Origin of the sequence: Arthrobacter agilis, assembly GCF_006494655.1 — a bacterium.
Classification (GTDB): domain Bacteria; phylum Actinomycetota; class Actinomycetes; order Actinomycetales; family Micrococcaceae; genus Arthrobacter_D; species Arthrobacter_D agilis.
The window spans coordinates 145,398-159,903 of the sequence record NZ_VHIM01000002.1 but is presented as its reverse complement, the minus strand read 5'-3'; the positions used below and the strand labels follow the sequence as shown (position 1 = coordinate 159,903).

12 protein-coding genes are annotated in these 14,506 nt (G+C 69.8%); 3 read left to right on the top strand and 9 right to left on the bottom strand.

Annotated features, from left to right (window positions below; genetic code table 11):
* Positions 1–4: 4 nt before the first annotated feature.
* On the bottom strand, positions 5–571 hold the full coding sequence (gene tsaE / locus FJV46_RS03570; protein ID WP_087029924.1) for a tRNA (adenosine(37)-N6)-threonylcarbamoyltransferase complex ATPase subunit type 1 TsaE: 567 nt from the start codon (positions 569–571) through the stop codon (positions 5–7).
* Positions 558–1,724 carry an alanine racemase gene (gene alr, locus FJV46_RS03565; protein ID WP_232008704.1) on the bottom strand — a complete coding sequence of 389 codons (1,167 nt, stop codon included), beginning with the start codon at positions 1,722–1,724 and terminating at the stop codon, positions 558–560. The genes tsaE and alr overlap by 14 nt, the downstream gene beginning before the upstream one ends.
* Positions 1,725–1,872: 148 nt before the next feature.
* On the opposite strand from alr, the gene FJV46_RS03560 reads away from it, so the two are divergent.
* Together FJV46_RS03560 and FJV46_RS03555 are read left to right on the top strand one after the other, a co-directional pair.
* On the top strand, positions 1,873–2,442 hold the full coding sequence (locus tag FJV46_RS03560; RefSeq protein ID WP_370684692.1) for a GIY-YIG nuclease family protein: 570 nt from the start codon (positions 1,873–1,875) through the stop codon (positions 2,440–2,442).
* 280 nt (positions 2,443–2,722) lie between these two features.
* The gene (locus FJV46_RS03555) at positions 2,723–3,961 is read left to right on the top strand and encodes a cobalamin-independent methionine synthase II family protein (protein ID WP_087029930.1); all 1,239 of its coding nucleotides are present in this window, start codon (positions 2,723–2,725) and stop codon (positions 3,959–3,961) included.
* Between the two features lie 58 nt (positions 3,962–4,019).
* On the opposite strand, the gene FJV46_RS03550 is transcribed toward FJV46_RS03555, so the two are convergent.
* The gene (locus tag FJV46_RS03550; RefSeq protein ID WP_087029933.1) at positions 4,020–5,159 is read right to left on the bottom strand and encodes a carbohydrate kinase family protein; all 1,140 of its coding nucleotides are present in this window, start codon (positions 5,157–5,159) and stop codon (positions 4,020–4,022) included.
* Between the two features lie 52 nt (positions 5,160–5,211).
* On the opposite strand from FJV46_RS03550, the gene FJV46_RS03545 reads away from it, so the two are divergent.
* A complete protein-coding gene (locus FJV46_RS03545; protein WP_087030383.1) occupies positions 5,212–6,609 on the top strand; it encodes a family 4 glycosyl hydrolase in 1,398 nt (465 codons plus the stop codon).
* Here the strand turns inward: FJV46_RS03545 and FJV46_RS03540 are convergent.
* From FJV46_RS03540 to treY, 6 genes are all read right to left on the bottom strand, one after another.
* Entirely contained in the window at positions 6,564–7,355 is a 792-nt protein-coding gene (locus FJV46_RS03540; RefSeq protein WP_087029936.1) for an HpcH/HpaI aldolase family protein, read from the bottom strand. The two genes, FJV46_RS03545 and FJV46_RS03540, sit on opposite strands and share 46 nt — an antisense overlap.
* A 44-nt stretch (positions 7,356–7,399) precedes the next feature.
* Positions 7,400–7,921 carry a GNAT family N-acetyltransferase gene (locus tag FJV46_RS03535; RefSeq protein ID WP_087029940.1) on the bottom strand — a complete coding sequence of 174 codons (522 nt, stop codon included), beginning with the start codon at positions 7,919–7,921 and terminating at the stop codon, positions 7,400–7,402.
* Positions 7,921–8,967: an L-glyceraldehyde 3-phosphate reductase gene (gene mgrA, locus FJV46_RS03530; protein WP_087029943.1), complete on the bottom strand. Its 1,047-nt coding sequence runs from the start codon at positions 8,965–8,967 to the stop codon at positions 7,921–7,923. Before mgrA ends, FJV46_RS03535 begins: the two co-directional genes overlap by 1 nt.
* 50 nt (positions 8,968–9,017) lie before the next feature.
* Complete coding sequence (locus tag FJV46_RS03525) at positions 9,018–10,226, bottom strand: GGDEF domain-containing protein (protein WP_087029946.1); 1,209 nt, start codon at positions 10,224–10,226, stop codon at positions 9,018–9,020.
* Between the two features lie 160 nt (positions 10,227–10,386).
* Positions 10,387–12,138, bottom strand: coding sequence for a malto-oligosyltrehalose trehalohydrolase (treZ, locus tag FJV46_RS03520; protein ID WP_087029949.1), 1,752 nt, complete (start codon positions 12,136–12,138; stop codon positions 10,387–10,389).
* Positions 12,135–14,447, bottom strand: coding sequence for a malto-oligosyltrehalose synthase (treY, locus tag FJV46_RS03515; RefSeq protein WP_087029951.1), 2,313 nt, complete (start codon positions 14,445–14,447; stop codon positions 12,135–12,137). Before treY ends, treZ begins: the two co-directional genes overlap by 4 nt.
* Positions 14,448–14,506 lie beyond the last annotated feature (59 nt).

The following is a 14,506-nucleotide window of genomic DNA, read 5'->3' as shown; positions in this document are numbered from 1 at the left end:
CAGCCTAGTCGAGCGTCAGCGCGGGCGGCCCTGCCCGCCACCGTGGACCGAAGCCCGCAAGGGTGATGCTGCGCACCTCGTCCTCGGCGTCGTCGTCGAACCTGGTGGCCGGGGCGGCCGGCGGGCCACCGGGAGCACCGGGATCACCGCCCGGTTCCCCGCCTCCACGCGGGCGGATGATGTCGATGTGCAGCCGGCTGTCGCTGAGATGCTCCACGCGGCCCGCTCCCCACTCGATCACCGTGACGTTGCGGGCGAGAGTGGCCTCGAGGTCGAGGTCGTCGATGGCGGCAGCGCTCTCGAGGCGGTAGGCGTCGACGTGGATCAGGCCGGGTCCGGCCGTCGTCGAGCCGTGCTCACGCACGAGCACGAAGGTGGGCGAGATGATGCGGTCCTCGACCGCGAGCCCGCGCCCCAGGCCCTGGGTGAAGGTGGTCTTCCCGGCACCCAGCTCCCCGGACAGGACCAGCAGATCTCCGGGCGCCAGGTGCTCGGCAAGCCGCTCGGCCAGGCCCTGCAGCTCGCCCGCCGAGCCGACGTCGAACGCCAGCTGCCAGTCAGGCTCCGCCATGGTTCTCCTGCACCACGTTCAGGTAGACGCGTTCCACGCGGTCGCTGATGCGCGTGACGACCTCGTAGTTGATGGTCTGCGCCGCCGCCGCCCAGTCCTCGACGGCGGGCGCGCCCACTCCCCCGAACAGCACGGCACGTGCGCCGAGCGGGCTGTCCGGAGAATCAGCGAGGCCCGTGGTGCCGAAGTCGATAACGAGCTGATCCATCGCGATCCGCCCGATCACGGGGTACATCCGGCCGTTGACGAGGACGGGCGCGCCGGTGGCGATGCGGGGCACGCCGTCTCCGTAGCCCACCGGGATCAGCCCGAGCGTCGTCGGCTTGGCTGTGCGGTGGGTGTAGCCGTAGGAGACGCCGTGCCCGGCGGGCACCTCCTTGCAGGAGGAGACGATCGTGCTGAGAGTCATGACGGGCTTCAGCCCGAGATCGGCCGAGCCCTGGTCGGAGAACGGCGACAGCCCGTAGATGCCGAGCCCCACCCGCACCAGGTCGAAGTGGCAGTCCGGCCGGGAGAAGGTGGCGGGGGTATTGGCGAGGTGCCGCACCTCGACGTCGATCCCCGCGTTCTCGGCCGCTGCCACCGCCTCGCGGAACGCCTGCACCTGTGCGTCCGTTTCGGGCCGCGCCGGCTCGTCGGCCACCGCGAGGTGCGAGAAGATCCCGACGACACGGATGAGGCCCTCTTCCTGGTACTCGACGGCGCGGCTCAGCAGGGCCTCCCACTTGTCCGGTGGGCAGCCGTTCCGCCCCAGGCCTGTATCGATCTTGAGGTGCACGATGGCCGGGCGTTCCAGCTCACGTGCGGAGGCCACCACGTGGTCGAGCTCCCAGCCCGAGATGCCGAGATCCAGGCCGTGTTCCACGCCCGCCGTGAAATCCGTGCCGGCGGTGTGGAGCCACGCGAGAATCGGCGCTTCGATGCCGGCCTTCCTCAACGCCACGCCCTCGCTGACGTGGGCGACGCCGAGCCAGGCGGCGCCGGCTTCGAGGGCCGCCCGCGCGACGGGAAGGGCACCGTGGCCGTAGGCGTCCGCCTTGACGACGGCCATGATGCGGGCGGGATGCGCGACGTCGCGCACCTGCCGTACGTTGTGCCGCAGTGCGTCGAGATCGATCTCTGCGGCACGCTCGGGGAAAGTCACGCGCCCTATTCTGCCAGCTTGCGGACCTGCTCCGCCGATGATCTCCGGCACTGGTGTGCCGAGCGCGCGGCTTGCCGTTCGCCGCGTCTGCCTCATCCCTTCCCACCCCCCGGCTCCGGGGTTGCGTGGCGGGAGGCGAGCCGGAAGGATCGAAGGTGTGTTCGAATCACCCTCCTGCTGCGTGCTACCCGTCGACGATGCCCACCCCTGCGGTGCTGCCGTGGGCGACGCACCCTTCCCCCTGTGCCCGGCACACGTGGCCCTGGTTGCCGAATGGTCGAGTACCGAGTGGGGCAGCCAGGACCTGCTACCGGAGGCATGCCGCGCCTGCGGCTCCCGGCTCGGGGTGCGGTATCCGTCCGGCTGGATCTGCGCGGCGTGCGAGTGGCGCGTGGGCGACGTCCTCGATGACGGTCTTCCGCCGCCGCGGGTCGACGTCGTCTACTACCTCCGCTTCCGCGACCGCATCAAGATCGGTACGACGGCGAACCCTCGCCAGCGCCTCGGCAGGATCCGGCATGACGAACTCCTGGCGTTCGAACGCGGTGACCGTCTCATCGAACACCGCCGGCACGAGCAGTTCGCGGATCTGCGGCGGGGCCGGTCCGAGTGGTTCACGGCGGCGGACGAGCTCGAGGCGCACGTGCGCGGGCTGTCCGCCGGCGTCGTCGACCCGTGGTCCCTCTACGCGCGGTGGCTCGGTGAGGCAGCGGCGCTGCGTGGGTGAGCAGCAGGGCGATCCGCTCCCTGCAGCGTTCGGGTCGTCACCATGACGCGGGAGTTTCAGGCTCCGAGGTGCTATCGGTCATGATGGTGGCAGCCTTTCCTGTCGGTGCTCGACCTCGTGGTCGTGGAGAGGGCGTGCCTGACGTCGCCGGTGGTTTCGGACCCCTGAGCCACACCATCCAGAGCAGCTGAGAGACCTGCCTCCGTGACGCTGCAGCTTCCCCCGGATTCCTTGTCCGGAAGGGTGCTAATGGCAGGAACGATGGAAAGGAACCAGCATCATGACCAGTGATCGTATCCACACCACCCACGCCGGGTCGCTGCCTCGCACCCCGGAGCTGATCGCTGCCAATGCGGCGAGGACATTCGCTCCGGACGGCTTCACGCTGGAGCGCACACCGGAGTTCGAGGGTCTCCTCACCGATGCGGTGGTGGACCTCGTACAACGGCAGAAAACCCTCGGGATCACGATCCCCGGGGATGGGGAGTACGGGAAGGCCATGTCCAACGCCGTGGACTACGGAGCGTGGTGGACCTACAGCTTCCAGCGCACCTCGGGGCTCGAGCTCACGGAGTACAATCCCATCCTCGCCGAACCGGTGCGCAGCGAGCCCGGGCGGGTGAGGCTCACCTCGTTCGCGGATCGGCGGGACTGGACCCGTTTCGCCACCGCTTACCAGGACCCCGAGGGTGGGATCCAGCTGGGCAGGAACGCGACCGGGTTCCCGTCAGCGACGGGCCCGATGTCCTACACGGGTCACACGGCTCTCGCCTCCGACATCGCCAACCTGAAGGCAGGCCTCGGTGCCGCGGACGTGCCGAGCGGCTTCATCACGGCCCTTTCCCCCGGGTCGGCCAGCCGTATCGGGAACGACTACTACGGCAGTGAAGAGGAGTTCATCTACGCGTGGGCCGACGTCCTCCGGGAGGAGTACACGGCGATCGTCGACGCCGGGTTGATCGTGCAGATCGACGATCCCTCGATCGCGGAGAACTGGGACCAGATCAATCCTGAACCGAGCATCGAGGACTACCAGGCCTTCACCCGGATCCGTGTCGATGCCCTGAACTACGCGTTGCGTGGATTGCCGGAGGAGCAGGTCAGGGTGCACGTGTGCTGGGGATCCTGGCACGGACCGCACACCACCGACATCGAGTTCCGGCACATCGTGGAGCTCGTGCTGGGCATCAATGCGGGCTCGTACTCGTTCGAGGCCGCCAACGCACGCCACGAGCACGAGTGGGCGCTGTGGCAGGACACGCGGCTCCCGGACGGCAAGGTCCTGGTCCCGGGTGTGGTGTCCCACGCGACGAACGTCGTCGAGCACCCCGAGCTGGTGGCACAGCGTATCGAGCGCTTCGCTGCGTTGGTGGGACGGGAGAACGTCGTCGCGTCGACCGACTGCGGGCTGGGCGGCCGCCTGCACCCCCAGATCGCCGGTGCGAAACTCGACGCCCTCGCACGCGGCGCGCAGCTCGCCTCGGACAGGCTGTTCGCCCGATCGGCCACGCTGATCTGACTCCTCGGACTCCGCCATGCTGCATGGCGGGGTCCGGGACGTCGGGGTCCCGCAGCCGTCAGCCGAGGTCCCCCAGCCCGCTCCGCTTCACCTCGGAATCCCACGACGACGGCGAGGCGTCCGAGTGTCGCGCGATGGTCGCCGTCGCCCGGCGTACCGCTTCCGTGGGGACATCCGACACGAGATCCTCGAGGAAGGCGTAGCGCCGCAGCCACTGCTTCCGCACGCCGTCACGCCCGGCGTTGACCCGGTGCCACCAGTCGGCGATGTCCCCCCACCCCGGTGCGGCGAGCGATCCCCCGACGTGCTGGACCGAGAGGGATGCGCAGAGATTGGCGAAGCTGAGCCGGTCCGCGAGCGGGAATCCCGCGAGGTCACCCATGACGAAGGCCGCTCCGAAGCAGTCCCCCGCGCCCGTCGGATCATAGGCCGAGACAGGGAGTGCCGGAATCCATTCCTCCTCGCCCGTGAGTGAATCGATGGCCATGGCGCCCTGCTGACCCACGGTGACGACGGCAACCGGCACGCGGTCCGCGAGGGCGTACAGGGCCGACCAGGGATCCTCCGTCCGCGTGTAGGCCATGGCCTCGACGGCGTTGGGCATGAACGCGTAGAAGTGCTCGAGCGTTGCGAGCGTCTCCGGAGCCCACTCCCCCGCCGGGTCCCATCCCACGTCGCCGAAGAGCTTGGTACCGCCTGCCGCGGCAGCCTGCGCCCAGGGTTCGACCGTCTGCTCCACCCCGACGACGGCGGCGCGGCAGGTGGGCGGCGTGCCGATCAGTTCGGAGGCACGCAGTGGCGACGGATGGCCGTGCGTGACCATCGAGCGGTCCTGGTGGACGGACAGGGAGACGGTCACGGGCGAGTGCCACTCGCCGAACACGCGTGAGCGGGAGAGGTCCACGTGTTCCTGGTCCTGCAGCACGTCCCAGTTGAACTGGCCGTAGCCATCATCGCCGAAGGCGGCCGCGAGGGTGGTGCGGAGGCCCAGCCTGCTGGCCGCGATGGCCTGGTTCGCGATACCGCCGGGCCCGGACCCCATGCCATCGGTCCACACCTCCGTGCCCGGGGTGGGCAACTGCTCCAGGCCCGTGAAGATGATGTCGAAGAACACCTGCCCGGTGAGCAGGAGATCGAATTCCGGCCCACCCGGACCCCGCGCGGCCGACAGCGGATCGAAGCGGTGCTCTGCAGACATGTACGGCACAATAGCAACACCCGGACCGGGTGCCCGAGGGACTGTGCCGATCATGATCGGCACCGACGACGGAAGCGAGCCTGCTGTGCCATCGACGGGAAACGGCGCCACCCTGGTGATCGTGGGCGGCGGCGGGTTCCGCGTACCCCTGGTCTATCGCGCCCTCGCCGCGGGTCCCTTCGCGGGGCTGGTGTCCGACGTCGTCCTGCTCGACGCGCTGCCTGCGCGGGCGCATGCGATGGCGCGTGTCCTGGCGGCCATGCCGGGAACAGCGAAGCCGTCCCTGCGGGTGGAGTCCCGGCTGGAGGATGCGCTTCCCGGCGCCCACATCGTCTTCGCGGCGGTCCGCAGCGGTGGTGCCGACGGGCGTGTGCTCGACGAACGGGTGGCGCTCGCAGCCGGGCTCCTGGGCCAGGAGACCGTCGGCGCCGGCGGTATCTCCTACGCGCTCCGATCCATCCCGGACATGATGCGCGTGGCCGAGGGGATGCGGGCCCTGGCCCCGGAGGCGTGGCTCATCAACTTCACCAACCCGGCGGGCATGGTCACCGAGGCCGTCTCGGCCGTCCTGGGGCAGCGCGTGATCGGCATCTGCGACTCCGCCTCGGGGCTCGTGACCCGGGCGGCACGCGCCGCAGGGCTCCACCTCGGGGCATCCCTCGAGGGCGTGGACTACGTGGGCCTGAACCACCTGGGCTGGCTCCGTGGACTCCAGGAGCCGGGTGGCGGCCCCGACCACCTCCCCGCCCTGCTCTCCGACCCGCAGCGACTCGGCGCCTTCGAGGAAGGGCGGCTCTTCGGTCCGGATCTCCTGCGCACGCTCGGCGCCCTGCCGAACGAATACCTCTTCTACTACTACTTCCACCGCGAGGCGCTGCGCTCCATCCGGACGGCGGACCGGACGCGCGGCGAGATCCTCCGCGACCAGCAGGGAGACCTGTACCCGCGGCTCACCGCAGCGGCGGATCCGCTGGCCGTGTGGGAGGATGCGCGGCGCGAACGGGAATCGGGATACCTGGCGGAGGCCCGTGCCGCCGACGAGGAGCGCGATGAAGCGGACCTCGCGGGGGGTGGGTACGAGCAGGTGGCGCTCCGCGTGATGCGGGCGCTCCTCACCGGGGTGCGGGCCGAGCTCATCCTGAACGTCCGTAATGGCACAACCCTCCCCGGCCTGCCGGAGGACGCTGTGGTCGAGGTCCCGGCCGGCGTCGATCAGCAGGGCGCGGTTCCCCTGCCTGCCCGGCCGCTGGCCGAACACCAGCTGGGCCTCATGGCTGCTGTGAAGGCCGTGGAGCAGGACACCATCCGCGCGGCCGTCCACCGGGACCGCGATGCAGCCCTCCGGGCCTTCGCCGGGCATCCCCTGATCGACTCGTTCCACGCGGCCTCGGCCGTCCTGAAGGGCTACGAGGCGGTGTTCCCCTCGCTCGGCTCGACCTGGTCCCGCTGACCCTGCCGGAGCAGGCCCCGCAGGGCCCCGATGCCGAGCGGCAGCAGTGCGGTGTCGGTGGTGGAGGCGATCCAGTGGAATCCGGCGCGGGCGAGGACTGCTGCGCGCTCGGGCGTGCCTGCGTAGGCACCGGACCGGATTCCTGCCGCGCTGCAGGCCCTGGTGATCCTTCGCAGTGGGGCGTCATCGTCCTCGGACGCCAGCAACTCCTCCACCTGCACACCCAGCGCCAGCGAGAGGTCGAAGGGCCCGACGAAGATCATGTCGACTCCCGGCACAGCGGCGATCGCCTCCACGGCCTCCAGCCCGGCAGCGGTCTCGATCATCACCGCGCAGAGCGGTATGGGATGGGCTCCGGCATCGGTGCCGGGCGCGTGTGCGGGGCGGCTGCCGTGCAGCGGCCCCCAGCTCCGCGCTCCGAGGGGCGGGTAGTGGCTGGCCGCGACCGCCGCCTCGGCATCGGCCACGGTGTCCACCAGCGGCACGACGACGCCGTCCGCCCCGGCGTCGAGCGCGCGTCCGATCAGCGTGGCGTCCTTCCCCGCGACCCGCACGAGCATCGGCGCCGAGCCGGTGGGGCGGTGAGCGAGGGCATCGCGCAACGCGCGGTCGTCGAAATGCCCGTGCTGCGCGTCCAGCCCCACCCATCCCGGGCCCGACGTCCCGAGTTCGCGCGTGAGGCGTGGCTCCCCGAGCGTGGCCCAGACACCGAGCAGCGGGTCGTGGATGGTCGCGTCGTCAGTCATGACTCCATTGTTGCCCGGAGGCGCCCCCGCAGTCGCCGGGAGGATCAGGAGACCGGGTCGAGGAAGCGGTGCATGATGTGAAGTCCCGTGGCACCCAGTGCGGGGTGGCGGAAGGCGCCCGGCACGGTGCCGACGATCGCGAACCCCAGCGAGGACCACAGTGCAACGGCCCTGGTGTTCGTCTCGACCACGGCGTTGAACTGCATCGCGGTGTAGCCGGAGCGAACGGCCTCCCCGAGTACATGGCCGGCCAGTGCACGGCCCACACCCCTGCCCGCTGCCTCGTCCGCCACGAGGAAGGAGGCATTGGCCACATGCGCGCCGTTGCCGCCGCGATTGGCGTGCAGCTGAGCCGTGCCGAGGATGGCGCCCGTCGAGGGATCGGCGGCCACGAAGACCACGAGGGTGGGGTCGGCGCCTGTGGCACCGGGCAGCCACTCCGCACGCGCGGATGGCTCGTCCATGCCCGTGTCCCAGCAGTAGGTCTCGCCGCCCCGCACCACGGGCTCCATGATCGACCAGATGGCCGTCCAGTCGTCCGGTCCCGCAGTGCGGAAGGACAGCATCAGCCCTGCTGCCCCTCGGTCCAGGTGGAGATGTCGGAGGTGGCTGCGAATTCGTCGATCGCGTGCAGCTCCTCGGCCGTGAAGGCGAGGTTCTGCACAGCCGCGAGGCTGTCCTCGAGCTGCCGGACACTCGAGGCGCCGATGAGCGCCGAGGTGACCGGCGTCCCCCTGGTCTGCGGACGGAGGAGCCAGGCGATCGCCATCTGCGCGAGGCTCTGCCCGCGACCCTCGGCGATACCGTTGAGGCCCCTGATGCGGCGCAGGTTCTCCTCCGACAGGGAATCCTCGGACAGCGACGTGTGCGCCGCAGCCCGGGAGTCCTCGGGCACGCCGTGCAGGTAGCGGTCGGTGAGCAGGCCCTGTGCGAGGGGGGAGAACGCGATGGAACCCGCGCCCGTCTGCTCGAGCGCCTCGGGGAGGTTCGGCGTCCCGTTCTCCACCCAGCGGTTGAGCATCGAGTAGGAGGGCTGATGGATGAGCAGCGGCGTGCCGAGATCCGCCAGGATCGCCGCAGCTTCCACCGTGCGCTGCGGCGAGTACGAGCTGATTCCCGCATACAGGGCCCGCCCGGAACGGACCGCGGTATCGAGCGCACCCATCGTCTCCTCCAGCGGCGTCCCAGGATCCGGCCGGTGACTGTAGAAGATGTCCACATAATCCAGGCCCATCCGCTCCAGCGACTGATCAAGACTCGCCAGCAGATACTTGCGGGACCCGAAATTCCCGTACGGACCCGGCCACATGTCGTACCCGGCCTTGCTGGAAATCACGAGCTCGTCACGGAACGGCCGGAAATCATCCCGCAGATGCCGACCGAAATTCGTCTCCGCACTCCCGTACGGCGGACCGTAATTATTCGCCAGATCAAAGTGCGTGACACCGAGATCGAACGCACGACGCAGGATCTCCCGCTGCACACCGAAGGATTTATCATCCCCGAAGTTGTGCCACAGACCCAGCGACACAGCAGGCAACAGCAAACCACTCCTGCCCACCCGGCGATAAGGCATCGAGTCATAACGGTCTTCTGCAGGGTGGAAGGTCATGGTGTCATCCTAGTCAGCAGCGCGGCGCACCAGTGCCCCGGGTGTGCGCCCTACTGGCTGCCGAGCCGACCGGCTTCCCGTGCTTCCGCAGCGACGGCTTCCGTGCTGCGGTCGATGCGCGGAGCCGGCACGGCGCGGTCGCGCCCCCCGGCCTTCGCGGCGTAGAGCGCGCGGTCGGCGGAGGCAATCGCCGCCATCAGATCGTAGTCCGAGGCCTCGATCGCCGTGATCCCGTAACTGACGGTGGGCATCTCGAGGCCTGGTGCGGCCCCGTAGGTGCGGAGGGCCATGCTGATACTCCGTGCGACGTCCTCGCTACGGGACACGGTTGCGCCGGGCAGGAGGAAGATGAACTCCTCGCCGCCGTAGCGGCCCACGATGTCCGTGGAGCGCACGGTCGTGGTCGCCGACTCCGCGAAGGCCTGGAGGACGGCGTCGCCCGCCGCGTGGCCGTAGGTGTCGTTCACGGCCTTGAAGAAGTCGAGGTCGGCGAGGATCAGCGTTCCCGGATGCTCCGCCCGCGCGAGCCGGTCCGTCTGCAGCCGCGCGACGTCGAGGAAACCGGACCGGTTGAGCAGGCCCGTGAGGGCGTCGCGATCGGCGCGGATCCGAAGGGCCGAGGCGACCTGTTCGGCGCTGAGTGCCGCGGCGCTGAACGCGACCACCACCAGCAGCAGCATGGTCACGAGGGTGCTGGTGGCGGAGCCGAAGTAGGTGGTGAAGACGTAGCCGTCCTGGCCGACCGCCAGGAAGACGATGCAGCGGGCGAGATAGAGGAGCGCCAGCAACCCGGATGCGACGGCGAGGGGCGCCTGCACCCGCCGGTAGCTCGCAGGCAGGTGCCACAGCTCCCAGGAGGCCAGGCCGATCGTGAGGGCCATCATCCCGAGGAAGACCGGCCCACCCGACCAGGTGTTGGTGGCTGGATCGTCCACCGCGGAGGCCAGCAGGGTGAGCAGGGGTGCCGCGGCGAGCTGGACCACCGCGGGTCTGGTGGTCCTCAACGTCCGGGCACCCGCCCAGACACTCACCGTACCGGCGACGAGGACGGCGTTGGCGAGCGGGTTCGCCCAGACCTGCTGGGGGGTCCCGTCCAGCAGGTAGCCGATCGTCCCGACGAAGATGAAGGCGATGGCCGCACACCACCACCCGCTGTAGGCGGATCGTGTCTGGCGGTAGGACACGAGGTAGAACAGGACGAAGAGTGTGACGGCGACGGCTCCGAAGGTTACTCGGAGCGTCGTGATGTCCAGGCCCACTGCGTGTCTCCCGCCTCGATCCGGAGGCGCCCAGCGCACCGTGGCGCAGTGGTCACCGGCCTCCCGTCCGGGGAGGCGTTCTCCCGCCCAGTATGCGGGACCCGGACGCCGTCCGGGTCCCGCTTGAGGAGTCCTGCCCGAACCCTTCGGAAGTCTTGAACTAGCGGGGCGCCAGACCCAGGACGAGCGACGCGTGCGCGGGCAGCTGGACGGACTCCGCGAGCAGCCCCACGCCGTCGACCGTGGACAGGAGGACCTCCGCGTCCGCGCCGCGCACGGGGACGGTGACCTGCCGCTCACCGAGATTCAGAAGTACCGCTGTCCTGCCACGGTGCAGCACGATCCAGCGGCCGTCCTCGTCGAAGTCCACGGAGATACCGGCGAAGTCGGCGTCGCGCAGCTCCGGCCGGTCCCGCCGGAGACGGATGAGATCGCGGTAGGTGGTCAGCAGTTCCGCGTGATGGCCCTGCTGCGCCTCCTCCCAGTCCAGCTTCGCGGAGGCGAAGGTGGCGGGGTCCTGCGGGTTCGGCACGTCCTCCGGACGCCACCCCATGCGCTCGAACTCCTTGAGCCGCCCCTCCGCCGTGGCTTTGCCCAACTCCGGCTCCGGGTGGGAGGTGAAGAACGGCCAGGGCGTCGACGCTCCGTACTCCTCGCCCATGAACAGCATGGGCGTGAACGGGCCGAGGATGTTCAGGACGGCCGCCTGGGCGAGTTGCGCCGGGTTCAGTGTGGCGCTGAGCCGGTCCCCCGCCGCGCGGTTGCCGATCTGATCATGGTTCTGTGTGCAGACCACGAGTTGCAGGGGCGAGACGAGTGCCGGATCGATCTCGCGACCGTGGTGCCGCTCGCGGAAGGACGAGTAGGACCCGTTGTGGTAGAACCCCTTCTCCAGGACCTTGGCCAGTGCTCCCACGGAGTCGAAGTCGAGGTAGTACCCCTCGGTCTCGCGGGTGAGGTTGACGTGGACCGCGTGGTGGAAGTCGTCGCTCCACTGACCGGCGAGCCCGTAGCCTCCGACCTCGCGAGGCTGGATGAGGCGCGGGTTGTTGAGGTCGGATTCGGCGATGAGGAACAGCGGCTTGCCGAGCTCCTCGGCGCACGCATCCGTGCGGCGGCCGAATTCCTCGAGGATGTGCACGGCCCGCTCGTCGTGCAGGGCGTGCACGGCATCGAGCCGCAGGCCGTCCACGTGGTAGTCCGTGAACCACATCAGGAGGTTCTCCACCACGTAGTCCCGCACCTCGTCCGACTGCGGCCCGTCGAGGTTCAGCGAATCGCCCCAGGTGTTGGACATCCCCTCGGTCAGGTAGGGGCCGAAGAGTCCGAGGTAGTTGCCGCTGGGCCCGAGGTGGTTGTACACCACGTCCTGGATGACGCCGAGGCCGCGCTGGTGCGCGGCGTCCACGAAACGCTGGTAGGCCGCCGGCCCCCCGTAGGTCTCCTGGACGGCATACCAGAGCACGCCGTCATAGCCCCAGTTGTGGGTCCCGTTGAAGGCGTTGACCGGTAACAGTTCCACGTACTGGACGCCGAGGTCCACGAGGTGGTCCAGCTTCCCGATGGCGGCGTCGAGCGTTCCCTCGGGCGTGAACGTCCCGAGGTGCATCTCGTAGATGACACCGCCGTTCATCCCGGGCGACTGCCAGGCCGAATCCTGCCACGCGTGCGCCGTCGGGTCGAAGGTGCGCGAGAGCTCGTGCACACCCTCGGGCTGCCTCCGGGAGCGGGGATCCGGGACGGGCGTCTCGGAGTCGTCTACGAGGTAACCGTAGGAGACGTCGTCGGCCGACGCCGGCGTCCCGGCGGGCTGCCACCAGCCGCCGTCGCCCTGTGTCATGGGAAACTGCTCACCCTCGACGACGAGGGTGAGGGTCGTGGCGCGCGGCGCCCAGACGTCGAAGGTGTTCATGCTGCGTCCTCCTGGACCAGTAGGGCTGCGGGGAAGGTGGAGAAGAGGTCTGCCGCGCGCACGGTCCCGCCGGAGACCGATGCCCCGGTGAGCGCGCAGGTGAAGCGCCCGGCCGGAAGCTCCACCGTGGTCTCGCCCCATCCCCCACGCTGGGACAGTCCGTGGGGCAGTCGCGTGATGATGGTGATCGCCCCGCCCCTGTCGAACCCGAACACGTGGTCGGCGGCCTCGCCCGAGGGCACGACGGCGGTGTAGCCCGTGTACAGCTCGGGGCGGTCCCTGCGCAGCTTGAGCGCACGGGAGACGACGAGCAGCTTGGCGTGGGCGTCCTCCCCGAGCTGCGGCAGCGCACCGAAGTTGAGGTCGGTCAGCACCTGCCGCCGCGCGTCGTAGTCGACCTCGCGACGGTTGTCCGGGTCCACGAGTGAGGTGTCCCAGAACTCTGTGCCCTGGTACACGTCCGGCACGCCCGGCATGGTCAGCTGGAGCAGCTTCAGCCCGATCGAGTTGGACCAGCCGGCCTGCCGGATCCGTTCCACGAAGGCAGTCAGGAGGGCGGAGACGGATGCGTCGTCGAACGCGGCGTCGACGGCGGCATGCAGACCACGTTCGAACTCCTCGTCGGGCGCTGTCCAGTGTGTGCTGAGATCCGCTTCGCGGGAGGCCTTCTCTGCGTAGGCGTGTGCCCGTTCTCGGGTCAGCGGCCACGCTCCGATGAGGGACTGCCAGAGCAGCGGGGCGAAGGTGGGGTCCTTGATCGGTGCCAGGTCCTCGAGCTGGGCGAGGACGCCGGCCCATTCCTCCGCGACCTCGGAGATGACCGAGATGCGCGTCCGGGTGTCCTCGCTGCGCTTGGTGTCGTGCGTGCTGAGGGTCGTCATGGCGAGCGGGGCGTCCGTCTGGCGCTCGAGCAGCCGGCGGTGCAGTTCGAGCGGATCGATCGCGAAGATCGAGGGGTCCGCCCCGACCTCGTTGAGCGACACCAGACGCGAATAGCGGTAGAACGCGGTGTCCTCCACGCCCTTCGCCATGACCATGCCCGAGGTCTGCTGGAAGCGCTGGGCGAGTTCGGTCCACTCGCCGTCGCCCTCGAGGAACGGGTTGAGCAGCGGGTGCAGGGCGGCGATGGTGTCCTCGAGATCCGGCCGCCGGACCTGGGCGTCGCGGACGGCGTCGGCGAGGTACTCGGCACCACCGGGCAGGTAGCTGCGGTAGACCGGGAAGCAGGTGAGCAGTTCGGCGATCGCGTCGGCGGCCGCTCCGGCGTCGAGCCCTGCCTCGGTCGGGACGAGCCGCGCGAGCCGCAGGACCTCGGATCGGAGGATCCCATCGGCGATACCGCGCTTGGTGCCGTGGATCATCTCGTGGAAGGGGTCCACGGGCACGGTGGCCGTGAGGGCGTACTCGCCGGCCGGGTCCGTGAAGAGCCGGTCGATGTCCGCCAGGGCGTCGTACCCGGTGGTTCCCTCGGTGGCCCAGTCGGTCGGCAGCTTCTCGCCCGGTTCGAGGATCTTCTCCACGAGGACGTACGCGCCACCGGTCAGGGACCGGAGGTCGTCGAGGTACCCCTTCGGGTCGGCGAGGCCGTCCGGGTGGTCGATGCGCAGTCCGTCCACGAGTCCCTCGTCGAACCATCGCTTCACCTCGCTGTGGCTCTCCTGGAAGACCCACGGCACCTCCACACGGAGGCCCGCAAGGCTGTTGACGCCGAAGAAGCGCCGGTAGTTCAGTTCGCTGTCCGCCCGGCGCCAGTTCACGAGCTCGTAGTGCTGGCGCTCGTGCACCTCCGCGCCGGTATCGCCCGGGTGGGCGGTGCCGTCGGCGATCGGATAGCGGTTGTCGTAGTAGTGCAGCTCGCCGTCCACGACGCTGAGCTGGTCGAGCTCGCCGGCGCCGTCGCCGAGGACCGGCACGCGGATGCGGCCGTCGTTGGCCTCCCAGTCGACGTCGAACGCCTCCGCCATGCGCGAGGTGCGGCCCTCCTTCAGGAGCTGCCACCACCAGGCGTTGTCGGTGGGGGTCTCGATCCCCATGTGGTTGGGCACGATGTCGACGAGGACACCCATACCTGCCGCCCGCGCGGCCTCGCTGAGGGCTGCGAGGCCGGCGGGCCCGCCGCGATCCGGATCGACGGCGGTGGGGTCGGTCACGTCGTAGCCGTGGCCCGATCCCTTCTCCGCCGTCAGGATGGGCGACAGGTAGACCCAGTCCACCCCCAGGTCGTGCAGGTAGGGCACCAGGGCCGCTGCCCGCTGCAGGTCGAACTCGCTCCGGATCTGCAGCCGGTAGGTCGATGTCGGTGTCAGCACGGTGGGGGTCCTCCTGGACGGGCGGTGGAGCGCTTGGAACGAGCGGGGCGGGTGCACCC